Origin of the sequence: Curtobacterium sp. MCJR17_043 (genome assembly GCF_003224315.2) — a bacterium.
Taxonomy (GTDB): domain Bacteria; phylum Actinomycetota; class Actinomycetes; order Actinomycetales; family Microbacteriaceae; genus Curtobacterium.
The window spans coordinates 1,218,317-1,242,809 of the sequence record NZ_CP126259.1 but is presented as its reverse complement, the minus strand read 5'-3'; the positions used below and the strand labels follow the sequence as shown (position 1 = coordinate 1,242,809).

The 24,493-nt window shown below is 69.5% G+C and carries 11 protein-coding genes and 9 pseudogenes; 6 read left to right on the top strand and 14 right to left on the bottom strand.

What is annotated here, in order from left to right:
• Positions 1–241 precede the first annotated feature (241 nt).
• From DEJ15_RS18050 to typA, 3 genes and pseudogenes are all read right to left on the bottom strand, one after another.
• Positions 242–559: a zinc-binding metallopeptidase family protein gene (locus tag DEJ15_RS18050; RefSeq protein WP_349814953.1), complete on the bottom strand. Its 318-nt coding sequence runs from the start codon at positions 557–559 to the stop codon at positions 242–244.
• Positions 560–642: 83 nt separating this feature from the next.
• Positions 643–1,437, bottom strand: a pseudogene (locus DEJ15_RS06540) (amidohydrolase); the annotation flags it as partial.
• A gap of 133 nt (positions 1,438–1,570) precedes the next feature.
• Positions 1,571–3,494, bottom strand: a pseudogene (gene typA, locus DEJ15_RS06535) (translational GTPase TypA).
• A 172-nt stretch (positions 3,495–3,666) separates the two neighbouring features.
• Here typA and DEJ15_RS19415 point away from each other — a divergent pair.
• Positions 3,667–4,421: pseudogene (locus tag DEJ15_RS19415) on the top strand (CPBP family intramembrane glutamic endopeptidase).
• Positions 4,422–4,557: 136 nt separating this feature from the next.
• Here the strand turns inward: DEJ15_RS19415 and DEJ15_RS19410 are convergent.
• A complete protein-coding gene (locus DEJ15_RS19410) occupies positions 4,558–5,025 on the bottom strand; it encodes a hypothetical protein (protein ID WP_502866154.1) in 468 nt (155 codons plus the stop codon).
• Positions 5,026–5,542: 517 nt separating this feature from the next.
• Between DEJ15_RS19410 and DEJ15_RS18040 the strand changes: the two are divergent.
• Positions 5,543–6,172, top strand: a pseudogene (locus tag DEJ15_RS18040) (alpha/beta fold hydrolase); the annotation flags it as partial.
• Between the two features lie 111 nt (positions 6,173–6,283).
• Here DEJ15_RS18040 and DEJ15_RS06520 read toward each other — a convergent pair.
• Entirely contained in the window at positions 6,284–6,898 is a 615-nt protein-coding gene (locus DEJ15_RS06520; protein WP_284175925.1) for a hypothetical protein, read from the bottom strand.
• Positions 6,899–7,097: 199 nt separating this feature from the next.
• Here DEJ15_RS06520 and DEJ15_RS06515 point away from each other — a divergent pair, with 199 nt between their 5' ends.
• Positions 7,098–7,769 (top strand): hypothetical protein, encoded by a 672-nt coding sequence (locus DEJ15_RS06515; RefSeq protein ID WP_110823673.1) that lies wholly within the window; start codon positions 7,098–7,100, stop codon positions 7,767–7,769.
• A gap of 75 nt (positions 7,770–7,844) precedes the next feature.
• Here DEJ15_RS06515 and DEJ15_RS19405 read toward each other — a convergent pair.
• From DEJ15_RS19405 to DEJ15_RS06500, 3 genes and pseudogenes are all read right to left on the bottom strand, one after another.
• Positions 7,845–10,028 (bottom strand): annotated as a pseudogene (locus DEJ15_RS19405) (ABC transporter ATP-binding protein).
• 26 nt (positions 10,029–10,054) lie between these two features.
• Positions 10,055–11,065 carry an ABC transporter permease gene (locus DEJ15_RS06505; RefSeq protein WP_110823672.1) on the bottom strand — a complete coding sequence of 337 codons (1,011 nt, stop codon included), beginning with the start codon at positions 11,063–11,065 and terminating at the stop codon, positions 10,055–10,057.
• Position 11,066: 1 nt separating this feature from the next.
• Positions 11,067–11,429 carry an ABC transporter permease subunit gene (locus DEJ15_RS06500; protein WP_284176170.1) on the bottom strand — a complete coding sequence of 121 codons (363 nt, stop codon included), beginning with the start codon at positions 11,427–11,429 and terminating at the stop codon, positions 11,067–11,069.
• A gap of 766 nt (positions 11,430–12,195) precedes the next feature.
• Here DEJ15_RS06500 and DEJ15_RS06495 point away from each other — a divergent pair.
• The 3 genes and pseudogenes from DEJ15_RS06495 to DEJ15_RS06490 all read left to right on the top strand — a co-directional run.
• Positions 12,196–13,608: pseudogene (locus DEJ15_RS06495) on the top strand (ABC transporter family substrate-binding protein); the annotation flags it as partial.
• 466 nt (positions 13,609–14,074) lie between these two features.
• The gene (locus tag DEJ15_RS18020; protein ID WP_349814833.1) at positions 14,075–14,503 is read left to right on the top strand and encodes a peroxiredoxin; all 429 of its coding nucleotides are present in this window, start codon (positions 14,075–14,077) and stop codon (positions 14,501–14,503) included.
• Positions 14,504–14,679: 176 nt separating this feature from the next.
• Positions 14,680–15,288: a PH domain-containing protein gene (locus DEJ15_RS06490; RefSeq protein WP_284175921.1), complete on the top strand. Its 609-nt coding sequence runs from the start codon at positions 14,680–14,682 to the stop codon at positions 15,286–15,288.
• 39 nt (positions 15,289–15,327) lie between these two features.
• Here the strand turns inward: DEJ15_RS06490 and DEJ15_RS06485 are convergent.
• The 6 genes and pseudogenes from DEJ15_RS06485 to gcvH all read right to left on the bottom strand — a co-directional run bounded on the left by DEJ15_RS06485 (position 15,328) and on the right by gcvH (position 24,493).
• Positions 15,328–17,074: pseudogene (locus tag DEJ15_RS06485) on the bottom strand (dipeptide ABC transporter ATP-binding protein).
• Complete coding sequence (locus DEJ15_RS06480; protein WP_110823667.1) at positions 17,071–18,021, bottom strand: ABC transporter permease; 951 nt, start codon at positions 18,019–18,021, stop codon at positions 17,071–17,073. The pseudogene DEJ15_RS06485 and the gene DEJ15_RS06480 overlap by 4 nt, the downstream one beginning before the upstream one ends.
• Positions 18,011–18,940: an ABC transporter permease gene (locus DEJ15_RS06475; protein WP_110823666.1), complete on the bottom strand. Its 930-nt coding sequence runs from the start codon at positions 18,938–18,940 to the stop codon at positions 18,011–18,013. Before DEJ15_RS06475 ends, DEJ15_RS06480 begins: the two co-directional genes overlap by 11 nt.
• A gap of 537 nt (positions 18,941–19,477) precedes the next feature.
• Positions 19,478–20,821 (bottom strand): annotated as a pseudogene (locus tag DEJ15_RS06470) (peptide ABC transporter substrate-binding protein); the annotation flags it as partial.
• A gap of 357 nt (positions 20,822–21,178) precedes the next feature.
• A pseudogene (gene gcvP / locus DEJ15_RS06465) lies at positions 21,179–24,119 on the bottom strand (aminomethyl-transferring glycine dehydrogenase).
• Positions 24,116–24,493: a glycine cleavage system protein GcvH gene (gene gcvH / locus DEJ15_RS06460; RefSeq protein ID WP_110823663.1), complete on the bottom strand. Its 378-nt coding sequence runs from the start codon at positions 24,491–24,493 to the stop codon at positions 24,116–24,118. The pseudogene gcvP and the gene gcvH overlap by 4 nt, the downstream one beginning before the upstream one ends.

Here is a 24,493-nt window from a genome sequence, read left to right as displayed (position 1 = left end):
CGCTCGATCGCGGCTCCGTCGATGCCCTGGACCCCTTCCGAGACGGTCGACGCGACCGAGGAACCGAGGTCGGTCGCCTGGCGGACGGCGTCGGACGAACAGCCGCTCAGACCGGCGAGGGCGACGCCGGCGGCGACGGCAGCGGTGAGCGAGGTGCGGATCGGGCGGCGCATGCCGGTACCGTAACCGGCCGGACGGCGGAGTCGTGGTGCGTTCGCTGGGAAGTCGCCCCGGACCGGCCTCAGGAGAGGTACGCCCGCGCGGCCGCGACGAGCGCGTCGACCCCGACCGGGATCGCCGTCTCGGCCTGCGGTGCGTAGAACGGCGAGTGGTTGCTGGGGATCTCCGCGCCGCTGCGGAACAGCTCCGGGTCGGTGATGCCGGTGAACCAGTAGACGATCGGGGCACCCGCGGCGGTGGCGAGCTGCCCGACGTCCTCGGACGCCATCGCCAGTCCGGACTCCATGTCGACGGCGTGCGGCACGACGGCACGGACGGCGTCGAGGACGACCGCTGCCTGCTCGGGGTCGTTGACGAGCACGTCGGCCCCCCGGCGCACGCGCGATCGTCGGAGCGGCCAGTCCCCCCGGCCTCGCTCTCGGCACGGACGATGCGCTCGATCGAGGCCACGATCCGCGCTCGCGTCTCCTCGTTGCGGGCGCGCGTCGAGATCTCGATCACGGCCGTGTCGGGGATGATGTTCGGCCGCGTGCCGGCGTGGAACGACCCGACGGTGACGACCCCGGCGTCGCTCGGGGCGACCTCCCGCGACACGATCGTCTGCAGCCGCACGACGGCGGACGCGGCGGTGACGATCGGGTCCAGGGACGCCTGCGGTGCCGAGCCGTGCGCGCCGCGGCCCGTGAAGGTCACGGTGAACCGGTCGCTCGACGCCATCACCGCTCCGGACCCGACCGCGACGACACCGACCGGCGCCGGGGCGGAGTGCTGCCCGAGCACCACGGTCGGCTTGGGGAAGCGGTCGACGAGACCGTCCTCGATCATGGCCCGCGCGCCGGAGATGACCTCCTCCGCAGGCTGGAACACGGCGACGACCGTGCCGTGCCAGTCCGCGGTCGCGGCGACGAGCCGTTCGAGGGCGCCGAGCAGCCACGTCACGTGGATGTCGTGGCCGCAGGCGTGCATGGTGGGCCCCTCGTTGCCGTCCTCGTCCACCCCGCGGTGGGTGCTGGCGTACGGCAGGCCGGTGCGCTCCTGCACGGGCAGCCCGTCGATGTCGGCGCGCAGCCAGAGCACCGGGCCGTCCCCGTTCCCGAGCACCCCGACGACCCCGGTGCCGCCGACCCCGGTGGTGACCGTGATGCCGCCGATCTCCGCCAGCCGGTCGGCGATGACGCCGGCGGTGCGGTGCTCCTGGAACCCGAGCTCCGGGTGGGCGTGCAGGTCCTGGTAGATCGAGAGCAGGTCGAGAGTCACCGGACCACCGTATCCCCCGGTCCCGGTCCCGACGGCACGGGCGCCGACGGTACGGACGCCGACGGCCCGGCCACCTGGAGCGGTGACCGGGCCGTCGGGAGGAGGACGGGCCTCCTGGATGGTGCTCGGCTGCTTACGCGTCCTGGCGCTTCAGGCGGGCGTAGCTGCGCTGGCGGGCCTGCGCGTCGAGCTCGACCTTGCGGATGCGGACCGCGTCCGGGGTGACCTCGACGCACTCGTCCTCGCGGGCGAACTCCAGGCACTCCTCGAGCGAGAGCTGCCGGGACGGCGTCATCGACTCGAACGTGTCGGCGTTGGCCGACCGCATGTTGGTGAGCTTCTTCTCCTTGGTGATGTTCACGTCCATGTCGTCGGCGCGCGAGTTCTCGCCGATGACCATGCCCTCGTAGACCTCCTCCGTCGGGTTGACGAAGAACGTCATCCGCTCCTGGAGGTTCGTGATGGCGAACGGGGTGACCACACCGGAGCGGTCGGAGACGATCGAGCCGTTGATGCGGGTCTGGATCGGGCCGGCCCAGTCGTCGTAGCCGTGGAAGATCGCGTTGGCGATGCCGGTGCCGCGGGTCTCCGTGAGGAACGACGTGCGGAAGCCGATGAGGCCGCGCGACGGCACGATGAACTCCATGCGGATCCAGCCGGTGCCGTGGTTCACCATGTTCTCCATGCGGCCCTTGCGGGCGGCCATGAGCTGGGTGATGGCGCCGAGGTGCTCCTCCGGCGTGTCGATCGTCATGTGCTCGAACGGCTCCTGCAGCTTGCCGTTCTCGTCACGCTTGGTGACGACCTGCGGCTTGCCGACGGTGAGCTCGAAACCCTCACGACGCATCTGCTCGACCAGGATGGCGAGTGCGAGCTCGCCACGGCCCTGGACCTCCCACGCGTCCGGGCGTCCGATGTCGACGACCTTGAGCGAGACGTTGCCGACCAGCTCACGGTCGAGACGGTCCTTCACGAGACGCGCGGTGAGCTTGTGGCCCTTCACCTTGCCGACCAGCGGCGACGTGTTCGTGCCGATCGTCATCGAGATCGCCGGGTCGTCGACCGTGATGGTCGGCAGCGGGCGGACGTCCTCGGGGTCGCTCAGCGTCTCACCGATGGTGATCGTGTCGAAGCCGGCGACGGCGACGATGTCACCGGGGCCGGCGGACTCGGCCGGGAAGCGGTTCAGCGCCTTGGTGATGAGGAGCTCGGTGATGCGTGCGTTGACGACGGAGCCGTCGTGCTTGACCCACGCGACCGTCTGGCCCTTCTTCATCGTGCCGTGGAAGATGCGCAGGAGCGCGAGGCGGCCGAGGAACGGCGACGCGTCGAGGTTCGTGACGTGCGCCTGCAGGGGGGTGCTCGTCGTCGTACGTCGGGGCCGGGACGTGCTGGAGGATCGCCTCGAAGAGCGGCTCGAGGTCGTCGTTGTCCGGCAGCGTGCCGTCCTCGGGCTTGTTGCGGCTCGCGGCACCGGCGCGACCGGAGGCGTACACGACCGGGACGTCGAGGATCGCGTCGAGGTCGAGGTCGTCGACCTCGTCCGCCAGGTCGGAGGCGAGCCCGAGGAGCAGGTCCTGGCTCTCCGAGACGACCTCGTCGATCCGGGAGTCCGGGCGGTCCGTCTTGTTGACGAGCAGGATCACCGGCAGCTTGGCGGCGAGCGCCTTGCGGAGCACGAAGCGGGTCTGGGGCAGCGGGCCCTCGGACGCGTCGACCAGCAGGACGACACCGTCGACCATGGAGAGGCCGCGCTCGACCTCACCACCGAAGTCGGCGTGGCCGGGGGTGTCGATCACGTTGATCGTGATGCGGCCGCCCGGGTTGAACTCCTCGGCGTGCTTCCCGTTGTAGAGCACCGAGGTGTTCTTCGCGAGGATGGTGATGCCCTTCTCGCGCTCGAGGTCGTTCGAGTCCATCATGCGGTCTTCGCCCTCGAAGTGGGCGTCGAACGAGTTGGTCTGCGTGAGCATCGCGTCGACGAGGGTGGTCTTGCCGTGGTCGACGTGTGCCACGATGGCGACGTTGCGCAGGTCGGACCGAGTGGCGAGCGCCATACAGGACATCCTTTTGTGTTCGGAAGAAGATCGGGCGAGCGCCCGGTTTCGGGACCGGCCCGAAGGGGTTCGGGACCAGCCCGAGGAGTGCGGGACGGTGCCCGACGGGGTTCGGGACCATGCCCGACTCGCCAGTCTACCGGTAGTTCTGCAACCAGGAGGAGTACAGCCGATGAGCCGACGGCGAACGTGGACCGAGATCGCCGTGGTGCTGATGCTCTCGCTCGGCGCGAGCGCGCTGTACTCGGTCCTGCAGATCATCGACGACCTGTCGCAGACGACACCGCTCGGCGAGCAGTCCACCGCGCTGAACAGCTCCACGACGACGGTCCAGTACGTCGACCTGGCGCGGCAACTGCTGGGCATCGCCGTCGACCTCGCACCCGTCGCGCTGGTGTGCATGCTGCTCTGGGAGTCGTCCCGCCCCCCACCTGGGCCGGCTCGGCATCGACCGGTTCCGCGTCCGGCCCGACCTCGGCGGCGCGGCGCTCATCGCCCTGGGCATCGGCATCCCCGGGCTGGCGCTCTACTTCACCGGACGGGCGCTCGGCATCACCGTCGCCGTGGACCCGGCGGCGCTCGACTCGTACTGGTGGACGATCCCGGTACTGCTGCTCTCCGCCGTCCGGTCCGGGCTGCAGGAGGAGGTCATCGTCGTCGGTTACCTGTATGCCCGACTCCGCGACGACCTCGGGTGGGGACGCTGGCAGGTCACCCTGTCCACGGCCGTCCTGCGCGGCAGCTACCACCTGTACCAGGGCTTCGGTGCGTTCATCGGCAACGCGGTGATGGGCGTCGTCTTCGGGTGGATCTACACGAAGTGGGGGCGGCTGCTCCCCCCTCGTCATCACGCACGTGCTCCTCGACGCGACGGTCTTCGTCGGCTACCCGTTCGTCGCGCGGGCGTTCCCCGGACTGTTCTCCTAGCGCGCGCTGGCGAAGCGGCGGCGGCACGTCCACCGGCCCGTCCGGCCGGGAGGCCCGGTTCCGGTCCGGCGCTCGGCTCCCGGTCCGGAGTGCGCTCGGTTCTCCACAGCGCGGCAGTCGCCTCGCCAGTGAAATGCTACGTTCTACACGTCAGCAAGAGCGATGTGGGGGGACGATGGGGATCGAGTTCGACGACGCCGCGGCCGTGCGGCTGCTCTCGTGCGCGACCGAGGTCGCGCTGGCACTCCGAGCGGGTGGCGCCGCTCGACGTGCTGACGCCGAGGACGCCCTGCACGACTTCCACGGCGCCTACGCACGACTCTACGAGCAGGCGCACACGGTCGAGTCGGAGGACAGGGTCCGCCTGGTCCGGGCGCTCGACGACCTCGCCGGGCAGCTCCACGTCGTCCGGCGCCAGGCACACGACGAACAGCGTCGACAGCACGACCTGGCAGCGTGGCACGAGCGTGAACGGCAGCGCGACCAGGTGCTCGTCGGCGTCGGGGCCCCGTTGCGACCCGCGCTGGACTGGAGCGACGCGGTGGTCGACCCGAAGCCGTCGGAGACGCCGGTCCGCCCGACGCCACTCACGGCACGGTTCCACGCGCGCACTCGTGTCCGGACGAGCAGCGGTGGCTCCGGCGGACGCAGCGGCGCGGACCCGGACCGCCTACGCCGGGTCGCTGCGCGCGCCCGCGCGCAGGACGCGGCCACCGCCCAGGAACTCACCCGTGTGCGGAACGCCTGGGTGACCTTCACCCGGACGTGCGCCTGGGTGCCCGTGGACGATGCGTCCCTCGTGCCGGGGTTCGAGGACCACCTCGCCGAGAACGCCGCGGACGCTGCCTGGCTGGACCGGATCGCGGACGCCTTCGCCGCGGCGGGAGGAGGGTCGCTGTCCGACGGCGTGCTCGACGCGGCCGGGGCGTCTCGACTGCCCCGGGAGCTCCAGCGTGTCCTCGACCCGTCGTCGACCACCGTCGAGGTCGCGGCGGCCTGGCATGCGCTCGGCTTGTCCGACCAGGACGTCGAGGCGCTGCCGCTGAGGACGAAGCTGCAGCTCGCCGGGATCGACGGGCTCCCGGCCGTGGCGCGGGACATCGCCTCGCGCGCGGTGCTCCGTGCAGCGGTCGCGAACCCGGGGCGGGTGTACCGGATGCTCGGGCTGCCGTACACGTACGGCGCGGTCGGCCTCGAGGAGTTCACGCGGCAGGTCCTGGCGCTGCGGGACGGGCTCGAGCGCGCTGACCAGTCTGCGGCCAGGCTCGCCCCGCCATCGGCGCAGGTCGGTCAGCTGGTCGGGTTCGGGACTTCGGAACGGCGCGCTCGTCGCGGCGATCTCGCTCGGGGACCTCGACACGGCGTCGAACGTGACGGTGAACGTACCGGGCGCGACGACGACGGTCGGGAGTGCTCCGGAGAAGGTACGTGCTGCACACGGGCTCCTCTCGACGGCAGCACGTCAGGACCAGAGATCGTCGTTCGCTGTCGTCTCCTGGTTCGGCTACCGCGCGCCGTCCTTCCCCGAGGTACCCGGCCAAGGGCGAGCAACCACCGGTGGGGCGAACCTGGCTTCGTTCCTCGACGGCGCCGTCGACAGTCGCGCGGGAAGCCCACCGCGCTCCATCGCCGTCCTCGGGCATTCCTACGGATCGACGACAGCTGCGGAAGCACTAGCCCAGACACGTCACCGGATCGACTCATTCGTCACGTACGGCTCGGTCGGGTTCACCGACGCGACGAAGCCGGACCAGCTCAACGTCGACCGTGTGTTCGCTACCGAGGGTGAGAACGACCACGTTGCGGCCCTCGGTCGGTCAACGCGAACGGATCCTCGGGATCTCCCCGAGGTCGAGGTCTTCTCATCCGAAGCCGCCCCCCGGTACGAAGGCAGTCACGGGCCACGACATGTACCCAGAGCACGGAGTCGGGTACCTCTCGTCCGGGTCAACGGCTGCACGGCAGATCGCCGAGATCATCGCGAACGGGAAGCCAGGATGAAGATCATGACCACGAAACTGCTCGCGATCGTCGTCGCTGCCCTGATCCTCGGGGTGACGGTCAGCTGCGCAGCAGGAGGGAAATCCATGCCGAAGGACGCAGCCGGTCTGACACGTGCCGACGTCTCGGAACTCAGTTTGCGCCAGGAATTCAACCGGTACCGGGAGCACTACGAGGAGATGCAACGAGTACTGGCTGCGGCACAGCGCGCGGTCCACGAGGGAGAGTGGGACTGGAACGGTGGCGACGACAACCCGCAGATCGGTGGCGACGGCCGCACTCCCCTTCCCGGCGCGGACGTCGACAACAGCTACTTCCTTGAGTCGAGCAGAGCCTGGACCCCGGAGGGAGCCACGGGTTCCAGAGGAGACCTCGATCCGATGATCGACTACTTCGAGCACCGCGGCGCGAACATGCACATCGAGCGGGTCGCCGACTCCTACTACCTCGACGGCAGCGTCCGTGACGGCTGGCACGTCGAGTACTTCATCCAACCGAGCGGCCGCTACTCCCTCACCGTGTCGAGTGACCTCTTCTGGACCAACAACGCCGACGCACTCGCCAGGGCAGTGTTCGGCCGAGCATCACTGCGATGGCCGGATCGCTCTTCTCCCGGTGAGTACCCGGAGCCGCCCGAGTGGGATGCGCCGATCATCAACCGCCCCCCCGAATCTGATGCAGCCACGACGACGGCCGCTCACGCTCGTCGCCCTCGTCATGACCGTGCTCCTAGCCGGTTGCGCGGCGGGAGCAGCGCAGCAGACGAAGGACGCAGCCGGACTGACGCAGGACGACGTCGCGGAACTCACGCTGCACGAGGAGTTCGATCGGTACCGGGACCGCTACCGACACATGCAACAGCTCCTCGAAGAAGCGCAGAACCAGGTGCACCGCGGGGACTGGGAGTGGGACAGGGGCGACGACCTCCCACTGGACGGCTCCAACGGTGTCGCGCCACTTCCCGGCTCGACGGTCGTCAACAGCTACTACCTCCGCGCGCCACGTTCGTGGGCACCGCCCGGCGCATCGGGGGCGAAGCGTGACCTCGATCCGATGCTCGAGCACTTCAGGGCGAAGAGATGGACCTTCGAGGTGCGAGCGCGCTCCGGCAGTCACGAGGTCCGGGCGTGGACCGGGGACGGGTGGCAGATCCAGTACTCCCTCGACGTCGACGGCCGGTACTCCCTCGATGTCTACAGCGAACCGTTCTGGACCAACGACTCCGACGCGCTGTCCGCAGCCGTCTACGGCCGAGCGACGCTGGACTGGCCGACCGAGTCCCGACCGGGTGAGTACCCGACGCCGCCGACGTGGGACGACCCGGTCGTCAACCACCCGAAGACCTGAGCAGGCGGGCGCGCCCGGCTGACGAACGGGAGGCGGCGCGCGGTCGGTGTGCACCGCCTCCCGCCCGGCAGCCGACTACGCCGCGATCGAGGGCACCTTCTCCGGGTAGTGGCACGCAGCCCGGTGGTCGACGTCCTCGCCGCGACGCGGCGCCTTCTCCGGCTCCTCCTGCTCGCACCGGCGCCGCTCGTCCTCGGGGAGGAGCGCGTAGAGCGGGCAGCGCGACCGGAACCGGCACCCGGTCGGCCGCTCGGTCGGGCTGGGCGGGTCGCCCGGCAGCAGGATCGTCCTCCGTGCCCGCTCGACGACCGGGTCCGGCACCGGCACGGCCGACATGAGAGCGGCCGTGTAGGGGTGCATCGGGCGCTCGAAGACCTCGTCGACGGCGCCCTCCTCGACGGTGCGACCGAGGTACATCACGCTGACGCGGTCGGCCACGTGCCGGATGACGGACAGGTCGTGCGACACGAACAGGTACGACAGTCCGAGCCGCGCCTTGAGCTCGGCGAGCAGGTTGAGCACGCCCGCCTGGATGGAGACGTCGAGCGCGGAGACCGGCTCGTCGAGCACCACCAGGTCCGGCTCCACGGCGAGGGCACGGGCGATCGAGATGCGCTGCCGCTGACCACCGGAGAACTCGTGCGGGTACCGGTCGGCCTCGGCCGCTCGCAGACCGACGAGCTCGAGCAGCTCCGGCACGCGGTCGGCGATGCGCGAGGACGGGGCACCGACCGCCCGGAGCGGTTCGGCGACGACGTCGTACACCGACATGCGCGGGTCGAGGCTGGCGGACGGGTCCTGGAACACCATCGAGATGCGTTGCCGGAGCGCCCGGGTGCCGGCGGCCCCGCGCGCGGTGGCGTCGGCGAGTGACTCCCCCGAACAGCTCGACCGTGCCGGCCTCGGGCCGTTCGAGGTCCATGAGCTGGTGGAGGGTCGTCGACTTGCCGGAGCCGGACTCCCCGACGAGGCCGAGGGTCTCCCCGCGGCGGATGTCCAGGTCGACCCCGTCGACGGCGTAGACGTCTCCGACCTTGCGGCGGAAGACGGAGCCCTTGACGAGCGGGAAGGTCTTCGTCAGCCCTTCGACGTGCACGACGGGTTCGCGGTCGGTCCGTGTGGCCTCGATCCGGGCGCTGTGGTCCGGGATCACGGGGAGCGAGAAGATGCGGCCGGCGTCCGCGTGTGCGGCGGCGACCTCGGCGGTGCGGTGGCAGGCGGCGGTGTGCCCGACCGGCACGGTGCGGGCGGTGCCGGCAGCGGCCGTGTCGGCACCGGGTACGACGTCGACGGGCGGGGCGAGCACCGGCTCGGTCGACCGGCAGACCGCACTGACCAGGGGGGCACCGGTCCGCGAAGGGGCAGGCGTCCGGCAGCCCGATGAGCGACGGCGGTGCGCCCGGGATCGGCACGAGCGGAGACCGGTCGGAGGCGTCGAGCCGCGGCAGCGCGCCGATGAGCCCGATCGTGTACGGCATCCGCGGTCGGGCGAAGAGCTCCTCGGCCGTGGCCGTCTCGACGATCCGGCCGGCGTACATCACCGCGATGCGGTCCGCGATCCCGGCGATGACGCCCAGGTCGTGGCTGACGAACACCAGCGCGGCCCCGGTCTCGCGCTGGGCGGTCCGGAGCACCTCGATGATCTGGGCCTGGATCGTCACGTCGAGCGCCGTGGTCGGCTCGTCGGCGAGGATCACGTCCGGGTCGTTCGCCATGGCCATCGCGATCATCGCGCGCTGGCGCATGCCGCCGGAGAACTCGTGCGGGAAGGCGTCCACGCGGCGACCCGGTTCGGGGATGCCGACGAGTTCGAGGAGTTCGATCGCCCGTGCTCGCGCCTCCGCCTTCGAGGCGCCGCGGTGCAGCCGCACCGTCTCCGCGATCTGGTCACCGATCGTGTACACCGGCGTGAACGCGGACAGCGGGTCCTGGAAGACCATCGCCACCTTGTGCCCGCGGAGCCGGCTCATCTGCTTGTCCGACCGGCCGAGCAGTTCCTCGCCGTCGAGCTCGACCGACCCGCTGACCTCCGTGGTGTCGGGCAGCAGCCCGAGGACCGCCATGCTCGTCACCGACTTGCCGGACCCGGACTCGCCGACGATGCCGAGTACCTCTCCGCGACGGAGTTCGAGGTCCACGCCGCGGACCGCGTGCACGGTCCCCCCGCGGGGTCGGGAACCGGACGTGCAGGTCCCGGACCCGCAGGATCGGCTCCGTGGTGGTCGCGCCCGTGGTCGAGCCGTTCGTGATGGTGCTCATGCTGCTTCCCCGGTCGTCCGCGACGCTCATGCGCCCGATCCGGCCTGTGTGTTCAGCGCGGCCACGTCGACGGCCGCCTGGTTCTGGTCACGACGACGGTTCTGCTTCTGGCGCTTCCCGGTCGTCGAGGTCGGGTCCAGCGCGTCGCGGAGCCCGTCCCCGATGAGGTTCGCGGCGATCGCGAACACCACGAGGGCCCCGGCGGCGAAGTAGAAGAGCCACGGGCTCGTCAGGGCGTTGTCCTGGTTCTGGGCGATCAGCGTCCCGAGCGAGACGTCCGGTGCCTGCACGCCGAACCCGAAGTAGCTCAGCGTCGTCTCGCCGAGCACCGCGGTCGCGACCTGGATCGTGCCGTCGATGATGAGGAAGGACGCCACGTTCGGCAGGATGTGCCGGAAGATGATCCGGAACGGCCCGATGCCCATGTACCGGGCGGCCCGCACGAACTCGCGCTCCTTCACCGACAGGGTCATGGCCCGCACGACCCGTGCCGTGATCATCCAGCCGAAGACGGTGATGAGGACCACGAGGACGATCCACCCGGCGTTCTGGATGCGCGGGCTGATGATCGCGATGATGAGGAACGACGGCAGGACGAGCAGCATGTCGACGAAGAACATCACGATGCGGTCGACCCAGCCGCCGAAGTAGCCCGCCGCTGCCCCGGTGATCGCGGCGATGGCGGTCGAGAACACCGCGACGAGCAGCCCGATGAGCAGGCTCTTCTGCATGCCGCGCGCGGTCTGGGCGAAGACGTCCTGCCCGATGCCGTTCGTCCCGAACCAGTGCGCACCGCTCGGGGGCCGGGTGAACGAGGTGTAGTCGATCTCGGAGTACTGCCACGGGCTGACGAGCGGCCCGATGAACGCGAAGGCGAACAGCAGCAGGACGACGACGACGCCGATCCCGGCGCCGCGGTTCATGAAGAGCCGGCGCACCGTCTGGAGGATCCGGTTGCCCTGCGCGGTCGGACGGGCCGGCACGTCGCTGCGCGCGACGAGCGACGGGTCGACGGGTTCGATCCGGGTGTCGGTCATGTCATGCCCTCCTGACGCGCGGGTCGAGCGCAGCGGTCGCGAGGTCGGCGAGGAAGCCGGCGACGAGCACCACGACCGCCGCGAACAGCGTGTACGCCGTGACCACGTTGACGTCGTTGTTGTTGACCGCGTCGATGAACCACGACCCCAGCCCGTTCCAGGCGAAGATCTTCTCGGTCAGGGTCGCACCGGTCAGGATGCCGAGGAACCCGTAGGCGAACAGCGTCGTCATCGGGATGAGCGCCGTGCGGAGGCCGTGCTTGAACGTCGCTCGGCCGCGCGTGAGTCCCTTCGCCCGCGCGGTCCGGAGGAAGTCCGAGCCGAGCACGTCGAGCATCGTCGCCCGCTGGTACCGGCTGTAGATCGCGATGAGACCGACGGCGATCGAGATCGTCGGCAGCAGCAGGTGCGCGCCGCGGTCCAGGAGCAGCGTCCACGGTGTCCCGTCGAGCCCCGGCGTCGCCTCCCCCCGTGAAGTTGATGAGCTGGCTGCCGGCGTCCTGGTTGAGCTTCGTCGCTCCGATCTTCAGGAACACGGCCGTCAGGAACACCGGTGTGGAGAACAGGACGATCGAGATCGCCGCACTCACCCGGTCGGAGATCCGGTACTGCCGGATCGCGTTCCACACGCCGACGAGCACGCCGAGCACGATGCCCGCGACCGACCCGACGAGCAGGAGCCGGAGGCTGACCCCGAGCCGCGGGAAGAACTGTTCGTTGACGGGGCGGTCCTGGATCGTCTGCCCGAGGTCACCGTGCGCGACGTCACCGAGCCAGTGCGTGTACCGGATCACGATGGGCGTCTTGTCGTTGACGCCGATGTCGTCGAGCTTCGCGTCGATGACCTGTGCTGACGGAGCCGGATTGCGCTGCGCGTACACGGAACGGGGACTGAACGTCGCTGACGCGAGGAAGTAGGTCAGCGAGGTCGCGAGGAACACGAGCACGACGTAGTACACGAGTCGCCGCCCCAGGAAGCGGATCATGGAGGCCACCATAGGGCCTGGTTTGTTTCCGGTACATGTCGTCCGACGTCCCGCCACGTAACGAAAGGACGTCGACAGCAGAAAACGCGCTCTACCCCCTTCGGAGGGCCCTAGGCTCGACGACAACTTCCAGAGGGGAACCACATGAAGCACAGGAAAGTCCTCGCGGTGACGGCGGCCCTCGCCGGCATCGCCCTCGCCGTCACCGGCTGCTCGGGCGGCTCCGGCGACTCCGGCGGGACCGGTGGGAACGACTCGGGCAAGAAGTCACTGCCGACCTCGGCCCAGATCAACGCCACACCGGTCTCCGACCTGCAGGACGGCGGCACGCTCCGTCTGCCGATCTCGCAATGGGTCTCGCAGTGGAACTACAACCAGGTCGACGGCCCGCTCGTCGACGCGTCGACGATCGAACAGGCGACGATGCCGTTCATCTACACGATCGACGCGAAGGGCGCCCCGGCACTCAACCAGGACTACGTGACGAAGGCCGAGGTCACAAGCGACGACCCGCTGACCATCGAGTACACGATCAACGACCAGGCGGAGTGGAACGACGGCACGCCGATCACGTGGCGTGACTTCGAGAACGAGTGGAAGACCACGAACGGCGAGGACGAGGCGTACCTCATCGCCGGCTCGACCGGCTACGAGGACATCGAGTCCGTCACGAAGGGCGCGACCGACCGGGACGTCGTCGTGACGTTCTCGACCCCGTTCTCGGACTGGAAGTCGCTCTTCAGCCCGCTCTACCCCGCCAGCCAGACCAGCACGCCCGAGCAGTTCAACAACGGCTACAAGGGCAAGGTCCCGGTTTCCTCCGGGCCCTACGAGATCACCGACCTCGACGAGACCGCCGGCACCGTCACGATGAAGCCGGACGACAACTGGTGGGGCGACGAGCCGAAGCTCGACCAGGTGATCTTCCGGTCGCTGGACGGCAACGCCGACGTCGACGCCTACCTCAACAAGGAGATCGACTCCGTCCTCACGACGACCTCCGAGCGCTTCGACCGTGTGAAGAAGGCGAAGAACACGAGGATCCTCGCGTCGACGTCCGCGCAGTACACGCACGTCGACTTCTCGTCGAACGGCCTGCTCAAGGACAAGCAGCTCCGGCTGGCGATCCAGCACGCCGTGAACCGTGACGCGCTCGCGCAGGTCATCGGCGGCACGCTCCCGTACAAGCTCGGCACGCTCGACAACCACCTGTTCCTGTCCACGGACAAGGGCTACACGTCGAACACCAAGCCGAACGCGACGTTCGACGTCGAGAAGGCGAAGCAGCTGCTCGACGACGACGGGTGGAAGACCGACGGCGCGTACCGCTCGAAGGGCGGGAAGAAGCTCTCCATCGCGATCACGATCCCGTCCGGCGCTCCCACGTCGCAGCAGCTGGCGCAGGTCATGCAGCAGCAGCTGAAGGAAGTCGGCGTCGAGCTGAAGCTGAAGTCGGTCGCCACGGACGACTTCTTCGAGCAGTACGTCACGCCGGGCAACTACGACATGACGATCTTCGTCTGGGGTGGCACCGGCTTCCACTCGAGCAGCGCGACGATCTACACCTCCGGTGACGTCGGCCAGAACTACGGCCGGGTCAGCTCGAAGGAGATCGACGACCTGACGAAGCAGGCCCTGTCCGAGCCGGACACGGACAAGGCGAACGCCATCTGGAACAAGATCGACGAGGAAGTCTGGGCGATCGGACACTCCATGCCGATCACCGCGAAGCCGGCGCTCGTCGCGCAGAACCCGAAGCTCGCCAACTACGGCGCGTTCGCGGGGGGCGCAGAACATCGACTGGACGAAGGTCGGCTTCACCGACTGACCGTCCACGGGCGGTGCCCGCTGATCGAGGGAGGGGCCGGACGCACTGCGTCCGGCCCCTTCGTCGATCCGGTGCGCGCGCTCGCAGGGGATCCTCGGTGCGGTCCACGGATCGACGGGCCCCTGGACCGTACGATCTGCCTCATGGCCATCCCCGAGATCGGTTCCGCCGCCCCCCGGCTTCACCCTGCCCGGCATGCTCGTCCGCCAGGGCGTCCGCACCGACGCGGAGTACTCGCTCGCCTCCGAGATCGGTCGCCCGGTGGTCCTCGCCTTCTACCCCGGCGATGCGACGCCCGTGTGCACCGCGCAGCTCTGCTCGTACCAGGAGGAGCTCGACGACTTCCGCGACCTCGGCGCGGTCGTCTGGGGCATCAGCCCGCAGGGACTCGACTCGCACGAGGGGTTCGCGCGCGGCGCCTCGCTCGCGTTCCCGCTGCTGTCGGACGTCGGCGGTGACGTCATCCGCGCCTACGGCGTCCACCTGCCGGGGATCGGACTCCGTCGCTCCGTCTTCGTCATCGGTCCGGACGGCGTCATCCGCTGGCGGCACGTCGGGCTCGTCGGACTGCGCTTCCCGAGCGCCCAGGTCATCCGCGGCCAGATCGAGGCGCTCGTCGTCTGACCCGTTGACAGCCGGCCGTGTCGGCGTGACCATGGTCTGGACGACGACCCCCCGGGTTCGCCTCCTCGGGACATCAGGTCCGCCGGTACGCGCACGGCCCGTCTGGCCCGCTCGGTTGGTGGTCCCGAGGAGGCGCTCTCGTCACCGCCCGAGGCCGGGTCTCCTAGGCTTGCCCCATGCCCGCCCGGATCGTCGCGACGAACATGCGCCGCTTCGCCGTCGTCCTCTGGATCGTCGCCGCAGCCCTCGTCGTCATCGGCTTCGTCACGAACGGGCCGGGCGCCGCGTTGCTCGTCCCCGTGCCGTCGCTCTTCACCGTCTGGTTCGCGTGGGTCGTGCTGTGGCGTCCGCGGATCGAGATCACCGAGGACGCCCTGGTCGTCGTCGACGTGCGCCGCACCACCCGGTTCGCGTGGCGGCGCGTCCGGGAGGTCCGGACGAAGTACGGGCTCGAGGTGGTCACCGACCAGGGCGAGCAGCGCGTCTGGATCGCGCCGCGTCCGGACGCCCGCCTGGCGGTGCTCCGGCCGGGAGGCCCGGTGCCGGTAGGCGTCGCCGCTGCGGCCGACGAGATCCGCGCGTCCGTCCCCGCGCCGGTCGTGTACGACGGTGCTCCCCCCGGCCACGGTCACCGCAGCCCCGATCGTGCACCGCGTCCACGGCTGGTCGATCACCGCGCTCGTCGTGCTGGGCATCGCCGCGAGCCTCGCCGGCGCGCGCCTCTGAACCGGCCCACCCCAGACGTCGGCGTCCGTCCCTCGATGACGGAACGCGCCGTCCCGTGATCGGGGCGGCGCGTTCCGGCGGACGCGAGGTGCGGCGGGTCAGCGTCCGAACTCGAAGCCGGCGCCGGGGATGGCTGCCAGCAGGTCCTTCGTGTACTGCTCCCGCGGGTTGGCGAACACCTCGTCGGTGGTCGCCTTCTCGACGATCTGGCCCTTGCGCATGACGCACACGTTGTCCGCGACCAGACGGACGACCGCGAGGTCGTGCGTGATGAACAGGTACGTCAGGTCGAGCTCGGACTGCAGCTCGGTCAGCAGGTCGAGGATCTGCCCCTGCACGAGCACGTCGAGCGCGGACACGGCCTCGTCGAGCACGATGACCTCGGGCTTGAGCGCGAGCGCGCGCGCGACGGCGATACGCTGCCGCTGGCCACCGGACAGCTCGCTCGGGTACCGGTTGACCATCGACTTCGGCAGCGACACCTGGTCGAGCAGTTCGAGCACCCGCGCGCGACGGGACGCCTTGTCGCCGACCTTGTGCGTGCTGAGCGGCTCGGCGATCGTGTTCCCGACGTTGTACATCGGGTCGAGCGATCCGTACGGGTCCTGGAACACGGGCTGCACCCGGCGACGGAAGTCGAACAGGTCCTTGCCCTTGAGCGCGCCGATGTCGATGCCGTCGAACTGCACCGAGCCGGCGGTGATCGATTCGAGCTGCAGCACGAGCTTGGCGACCGTCGACTTGCCTGAGCCGGACTCGCCGACGAGCGCCGTGGTGGTGCCCTTCGGGATCGAGAACGACACACCGTCGACGGCCTTGAGCTCGCGGGTCGCGATGCCCTGCCCACGCAGCTTGTAGACCTTCTGCAGGTCCTTCACCACGATCAGGTCCTCGGTCGGCTTGCTCTCGCGCTCGTGGGCGCGGGACAGGAGTTCGTCGTCCTCGCTGCCGGTGCCGGACGCGATGTCCACCGTCTGGTGCTGCACCTTGGACTGGATCCGACGGCTCGCGAGCGACGGCGCCGCAGCGACGAGGCGCTGCGTGTACGGGTGCTGCGGGTCGGCCAGGATCTCCTTCGACGGACCGGCCTCGACGACCTGGCCCTTGTACATCACCACGAGCTTCTCGGCACGCTCGGCGGCGAGACCGAGGTCGTGGGTGATGAACAGGACCGAGGTGCCGAAATCGCGCGTCAGGCTCTCGAGGTGGTCGAGGATGACGCGCTGCACGGTGACGTCGAGCGCGGAGGTCGGCTCGTCGGCGATGAGCAGCTTCGGTCGGCTGGACAGGCCGATACCGATCAGCACGCGCTGGCGCATGCCGCCGGAGAACTCGTGCGGGTACTGCTTGAGCCGGCTCTCGGCGTCGCCGAGCCCGGCCTCCTGCAGGACCTCGACGGCACGGGCACGGACGGCGGCCTTGCCCGTCGCCATCCCGTTCGCCTTGATCGCCTCTTCGACCTGGAAACCGATCTTCCAGAGCGGGTTGAGGTTCGACATCGGGTCCTGGGGGGACGTAGCCGATCTCGGTGCCGCGGATCTCGGCCATCTGCTTCTCGTCCATGCCGACGAGCTCGCGCCCGTTCAGCTTGATCGAGCCGCCGGTGATCTGGCCGGTGCCGGGCAGGAGCTTGATGATCGCCTGGGCGCTCGTCGACTTGCCCGATCCGGACTCGCCGACGATCGCGAGGCGTTCGCCCTGCTCGAGCGTCATGTTGACGCCGCGCACGGCCTGCACGAGACCGCTCTGCGTCCGGAAGCCGACGTGCAGGTCGGTGATCTCGAGCAGCGGGGCGCCGGCTGCACCGGACGTCCGGGCGTTCGGCTGGGTGAGTGTCTCGCTCATCGGCGGGCCCTCGCCTTCGGGTCGAGCGCGTCGCGGACCACGTCACCGAGGAGGAGGAACGCGAGCACGGTGATGGACAGGGCGGCGGACGGCCAGAAGATGGTCGACGGGTTCGTGCGGATGGAGGTGCGCGCCGTGCCGATGTCGAGACCCCAGCTGAGCGCCGACGGCGGCAGACCGATGCCGAGGAACGACAGGGTCGCCTCCGCGACGATGAACGTCCCGAGCGAGACGGTCGCGACGACGATGACCGGTGCGAGCGAGTTCGGGATGACGTGCTTGACCAGCGTCTGGAAGCGGCTGACACCGAGCGCCGCCGAGGCGGTGACGTAGTCGGACTGCTTCGCGCTGAGCACGGCACCGCGCATGATGCGCGCGATCTGCGGCCAGGCGAACACGGCGAGCACGAGCGAAACCGTGATGGCGTTGCGCTGCGGGATGACCGACATGATCACGATCGCGCCGAGGACGGTCGGGATCGAGAAGAAGATGTCCGCGATGCGGGACACGACCGCGTCGAGCCAGCCGCCGTAGAACCCGGCGATCGCGCCGATGACGACGCCGACGATCGTGACGAGCACGGTCGCGAGCAGCCCCACGAGCAGCGAGTTCTGTGCACCCCAGATGACGCGGGCGAACACGTCGGACCCCTGACGGGTGTACCCGAGCGGGTGTCCAGCACGGGCACCCTCGTCGCTGTAGTCGAGGTTCGCGGCGCGCGGGTCCACGTGCGTGAAGAGCCCCGGGACGATCGCGACCACGAGGATCAGCAGGATGAGGACCGCGGAGACCCAGAACGTGGGACGACGACGCATGGACTCCCACGCGTCGGTCCACAGCGAACGGGTCTTCTCGTCCACGTTGACCTGGTCGACCGCCTGCAGCGGCGTCTCCTCGATCGGGGCGACGTAGTGCGTGGCCGATCGCGGTTCGGTGTTACTTGGCATAGCGGATCCTCGGGTCCAGGACGGCGTAGAGCAGGTCGACCAGGAGGTTGGCGAGCATGAAGATGATGACCATCACGGCGACGAACGACACCACCGTCGGGCCTTCGCCGAGCGTGACGGCCTTGTAGACCGTCCCACCGACGCCGTTGATGTTGAAGATGCCCTCGGTCACGATCGCGCCGACCATCAGGCTGCCGATGTCGACGCCCAGGTAGGTGACCACGGGGATGAGCGAGTTCCGGAAGATGTGCACGGTCACGACGCGACGACGGGACAGGCCCTTCGCGGTCGCGGTGCGCACGAAGTCGGCGCTCATGTTCTCGGCGACGCTCGCGCGGGTGAGGCGCACGATGTAGGCGAACGACACGGTCGCGAGCACGATCGCCGGCAGCACGAGCTCCGACCACGGCGCTTGACCGGAGACCGTGACACGGAACAGCCCGAGGTTGATGCCGAAGACGTACTGCAGCAGGAAGCCGACGACGAAGGTCGGCACCGAGATGAGCAGCAGCGAGACGACGAGCGCGGTGGCGTCGAACCACTTGCCCTTGCGGAGCCCGGCGATGACGCCGACGAGGATGCCGGCGACGGCCTCGAAGACCAGCGCGAGGATCGCGAGACGGGCGGTGATCGGGAACGCCTGGGCGAGCTGCTGGCTCACCGGGAGGCCCGAGTACGTGACCCCGAGGTCACCGCGGAAGAGACCGCCGACCCACAGCAGGTACTGGATGATGAACGGCTTGTCCAGGTTGTACTGCGCCCGGAGCTGCTCGATCACCTGCGGCGACGGCTGGCGGTCGCCGAACAGCGCGGCGATCGGGTCGCCGGGCAGCGAGAAGACCATGAAGTAGATGAGGAACGTGGCCCCGAAGAACACGGGGATGAGTTGCAGGAGGCGCTTGCCGAGGTACCAGAGCATCAGATCCCTGCCTGGTACGGAGCGCGCATGTCGTTCAGGTTCATGTCGTGTGGGGTGGACGGTCCGAGGGTCGGCACGGGTGTCCGGTGCGGGCGGCGGCGCCCGCGGTCGTGGGGGAAGGTGTAGCCGCCGTGGTACGGGGGGTTCGGGGACCGTGTGGTCCCCGAACCCCCCGTCCGGTTGGCCGCGGAGCAGGATACCTGCTCGCGATGGGTCCTCCGCGAGGACCGGTGTTACTTGGTGACCTCGATGTCGTAGTACAGCGGCACCGAGTCCCAGCCGAACTTGACGTTCTTCACGTTGTCCGCGGACCACACGCCGGTGACGTTGGAGTACCAGAGCGGGATCTCGGGGGAGGTCCTGGAACAGGAGCTCCTGCGCCTGGTCGAAGAACTTGTTGCCCTCTTCGACGGTCGCGGCCGAACGGCCCTTGGCGAGCAGCTCGTTGTACTCGGCCGAGTCGTAGCGCGAGTAGTTGTTCGACGAACCCTCACCCATGGTCGGGCCGAGGAAGTTGTACAGCGACGGGTAGTCGGCCTGCCAACCGGTACGGCTTCCGCCCTTGAGCTTGTCGTCCGTCTGGAGCTCGAGCGCCTCGGCGAACGTCGGGACCGCGTTGCCCTCGGCCTTGATGCCGAGCGTGTTCGAGATCGAGTTCGTGACGGCGGTCACCCATGCCTCGTGGCCACCATCGGCGTTGTAGGTGATGGTGAGGGTGTCGTCGTACTTCGACATCTTGTCGGCTTCGGCCCAGAGCTTCTTGGCCTCGTCCGGGTCGTACTTCAGGACGTCGGAGCCCTTCAGGTCGCCGGTCCAGCCGTCGATCACCGGGGAGGTGAAGTCCTTCGCCGGGGTACGGGTGCCCTGGAAGATCTTGTCCGTGATCTGCTTGCGGTTGATCGACATCGAGATCGCCTCGCGACGCAGCTGACCCTCCTCGCCCTTCCAGTGGTCGAGGTAGTAGGGCAGGTAGATCGCCTGGAAGATCGCGGCGGCCTGGTTGACGTTCGAGTCGGGGAAGTCCGACTTGTAGGTCGAGAACGCGGCGTCCGGCACGGCGTCGAGGACGTCGAGGTTGCCGCCCTGGGCGTCGGAGTACGCGGTGTCCTGGGTGCTGTAGAACGTGATCGTGAGACCGCCGTTCTTCGGCTTGCGCTTGCCCTGGTAGTCCTCGTTCGCGACGAGCTTGATGTCCTGGTTGTGGGTCCAGGCCTTCTTGCCGTCGAGCTTGTACGGACCGTTGCCGATCGGGTTCTCACCGAAGGCCTTGGGGTCGTCGTAGAACGCCGAGGGGAGCGGCACGAAGGCGTTGTAGCCGAGCGACAGCGGGAAGTCCGACTGCGCCGACTTGAGCGTGACGGTGAACTCGTCGTCGTCGACGACCTTCAGGCCGGTGAGCTCGGAGTCCTTGTCGGCGTCGTAGCCCTCGATGTTCTCGAAGAAGTAGCTCGCGCCCTGGGCGTTCGACTTCTGCGCCGCCCAGTTCCACGCCTTCGTGAAGGACTCCGCGGTGATCTCCTCACCGTTGGTGAACTTCCACCCGGTGTTGATCGTGATGTCGAAGGTCTTGGAGTCGTCGGTCTCGACGCTCTTCGCCAGTTCCTTGACCGGCTTGCCGTCGGCGTCGTAGGTGAACAGACCGTCGAACAGCGACGTGATGATCTTGCCGCCACCGGTCTCGGTGGTGTTCGACGGGATGAGCGGGTTCTGCGGCTCGCTGCCGTTGGTGGTGACGATGCCGTTGGCGTTCGTGGAGCCGGAGCCCGAGCCACTTCCGCCACCGTTGCCGGAGCAGCCGGTCAGGGCGAGAGCTGTGGCCCCGAGCACGGCGAGGGCAGAGAGCCCAGCGCGCTTCTTGATCAAGAGTTCCTCCTGGTGCATGGGACGCGCCGGGTACAGAGGTCCCTCCCGCCGCGTTTGACTCCTGAACTGTAGGCAGTGCTGAGGGGCCCGTCCAAACCCAGCGCACATCGGTTACACGTCTGAAACCAAGTTGCAGGATCGTTGCGGCAAAGTGCAACTTCCCCGCGTGCGCGAGCCGGGATCAGGTGATCTGTTGCGTTTGCATCGAGGTCCGTGCATCGTCCAGGTGACGTCCCGGTGAACCACAGGTGTGGTCGAGAGCGGCTCGTGGTCGGAGCGCTCCACCGTCGGCGATGGCAGGACGACGACGGACGGGAGGCCCGTGGCGGATCCGCCACGGGCCTCCCGTCCGTCGTCGTCAGGATGGCGATCCTGCTACGCGAACGCCTCGATCGGCGGGCACGCACACACGAGGTTGCGGTCCCCGTACGCCTGGTCGATGCGGCGCACCGGCGGCCAGTACTTGCGCGTCGCCTGCCCGGCCGACGGGTAGACCGCCTGCTCCCGCGTGTAGGCGTGGTCCCACTCGCCGGTGATGACCGACGCTGCCGTGTGCGGGGCGTTCACGAGCGGGTTGTCCTCCGCCGGCCACTCCCCCCCGGCCGACCGCGTCCGCCTCGGCCCGGATGGCGAGCATCGCGTCCACGAAGCGGTCGAGCTCGGCGAGGTCCTCGCTCTCGGTCGGTTCGACCATGAGCGTGCCCGCGACCGGGAACGACATCGTCGGGGCGTGGAAGCCGTGGTCGATGAGCCGCTTCGCGACGTCGTCGACGGTGATCCCCGTCGCCTCCCGCAGCGGGCGGAGGTCGAGGATGCACTCGTGCGCGACCAGACCCGACTCGCCCGTGTACAGGACCGGGAACGCCTCGCGCAGCCGCGCCGCCAGGTAGTTCGCGCCGAGCACGGCGACCTCGGTGGCGCGGGTGAGGCCCTCGACGCCCATCATCCGGACGTAGGTCCAGGTGATCGGCAGGATGCTCGGGCTGCCGTACGGCGCGGCGGAGACCGGACCGCCCGCGTGCGCGAGCCGGCCGTCCTCGGTCGACGCCTCGGCACCCGTCCGCCGGTCGGCCTCCTGCGCCATCGGGTGCCCGGGCAGGAACGGTGCCAGGTGCGCCTTCGCGGCGACCGGCCCGACGCCCGGACCGCCACCACCGTGCGGGATGCAGAAGGTCTTGTGCAGGTTGAGGTGCGAGACGTCCCCGCCGAAGTCCCCGAATCGGGCGTGCCCGAGCAGCGCGTTGAGGTTCGCGCCGTCGACGTAGACCTGGCCGCCGGCGTCGTGCACGGCGTCGCAGACCGCGGTGATGTCGTGCTCGTACACCCCGTGGGTCGACGGGTACGTGATCATCAGCGCGGCGAGCTGCTCGGCGTGCTGCGCGGTCTTCGCCCGGAGGTCGTCGAGGTCGACGTTGCCGTCCTCGTCGCAGGCGACCACGACGACCCGCATGCCGGCGAGGACCGCCGACGCCGCGTTCGTGCCGTGCGCGCTCGACGGGATGAGGCACACCGTGCGTGCCTCGTCGCCGCGAGAGCGGTGGTAGCCGCGGATCGCGAGGAGTCCGGCGAGCTCGCCCTGGCTGCCCGCGTTCGGCTGCACCGAGACGGTGTCGTAGCCGGTCACCTCGGCGAGCCAGGTCTCGAGGTCCCCGATCATGTCGAGGTAGCCCTCCACGTCCCCGCGCGGGGCGAACGGGTGCAGTCGGGCGAACTCGGGCCACGTCACGGCGGCCATCTCGGTCGCCGCGTTGAGCTTCATGGTGCAGCTGCCGAGCGGGATCATGCCGCGGTCGAGCGCGTAGTCCTTGTCGGACAGGTGCTTGAGGTAGCGCATCATCCGCGTTTCACTGCGGTGGGCGCTGAACACCGGGTGGGTCAGGAACGCGCTCGCGCGCTCCAGCCCGGACACGACGCCCGTGGTCGCGTCCCGCACGGCGGTCTCGATCGCCGGGACGGTCACGTCGGTCGCGCCGAACACCCGGGCGAGGGCGACGACGTCCTCGGGCGTGGTGGTCTCGTCGACCGAGAGCTGGAGGGTGTCGGCGTCGACGAGGTGCAGCAGGTACCCGGCCTCGTGCGCTGCCGTGACGACGGACTCCGCGCGGCCGGCGAACCGGAGCGTGACAGTGTCGAAGAAGGCGTCGTGCACGAGCTCGGCGCCGGCTGCGCGGGCGACGTCGGCGAGGGCCGTGGCCGTCCGGGCCACCCGGGACGCGATGAACCGCAGGCCCTCGGGCCCGTGGTAGACCGCGTACATCGACGCCATGACCGCCAGCAGCACCTGCGCGGTGCAGATGTTGCTCGTCGCCTTCTCGCGGCGGATGTGCTGCTCGCGGGTCTGGAGGCTGAGCCGGTAGGCCATGCTGCCGTCGGCGTCGAAGGACACCCCGACGAGTCGGCCCGGCAGCTGACGCTCGAGGCCCGCGCGGACGGCGAGGTACCCGGCGTGGGGTCCGCCGAACCCGAGCGGGACGCCGAAGCGCTGGCTGGTCCCGACCGCGACGTCGGCGCCGAGGTCACCGGGGCTCGCGAGCAGCGTCATCGCGAGCAGGTCCGCCGCGACGACGGCGATGCCGCCACCCGCGTGGACGCGCTCGACGGTACGGCTCGGGTCGACGATCCGGCCGGAGGCGCCGGGGTACTGCAGGACGACGCCGAAGGCACCGTCGAGCTGCTCGTCGGTGGGGCCCTCCGCGGCGTCGAAGGACCGCAGGGTGATGCCGACCGCCTCGGCGCGGTGGCCGAGGATCGCGGCGGTCTGCGGCAGGAGGTCGGCGTCCACGAGGAACGCGTCACCCTTCACCTTCGAGGCGCGACGGGCGAGGAGCATGCCCTCGACCACGGCCGTGCCCTCGTCGAGCATCGAGGCGCCCGCGGTGGCCATGCCGGTGAGGTCGGACACCATCGTCTGGAAGTTGATGAGCGCCTCGAGCCGGCCCTGCGAGATCTCCGGCTGGTACGGCGTGTAGGCCGTGTACCAGCTCGGGTTCTCGAGCACGTTCCGCTGGATGACCGCCGGCGTGTGCGTGTCGGAGTAGCCCAGGCCGATCATCGCCCGGCGGACGGTGTTGCGCCCGGCCACGGCCCGCAGTTCGGCGAGCGCCTCGGTCTCCCCCACCGCGGTCGGCACGCTCGAGTGCGCGACCGGTGCGGCGTGGATCGACTCGGGGACGGCTGCCCGGACGAGGGCGTCGAGCGACGGCTGGCCGACGACGTCGAGCATGGCCTGCTGTTCGGCCGACGTCGTGCCGATGTGGCGGTCGGCGAAGGTGGTCTGCAGGTTCGTCGACGTGGTGAGGTCCTGGTCCGCGGTCATGCGATCGAGGCCCGGTACGTGTCGTGGTCCATGAGGTCCTCGGGGAACGTCGTGCCGTCGACCTTGAGCTTGACGAGCCAGCCGGCGCCGAACGGGTCGTGGTTGATGGTGTCCGGGGTCGCGACGACGGCCTCGTTGACCTCGACGACCTCGCCCTCGATGGGAGCGAAGAGCTCGCCGACGCTCTTGGTGGACTCGATCTCACCGAGCTGCTCGCCGGCGGTCGTGGTGGTGCCCACGGCGGGGAGCTCGACGTAGACCACGTCACCGAGCTGCTCGGCGGCGTGGTCGGTGATGCCGACGGTGACGACGTCGCCCTCGACGAGGATCCACTCGTGGTCCTTGGTGTACTGCAGTGCGGTCTGGTCGGTCAT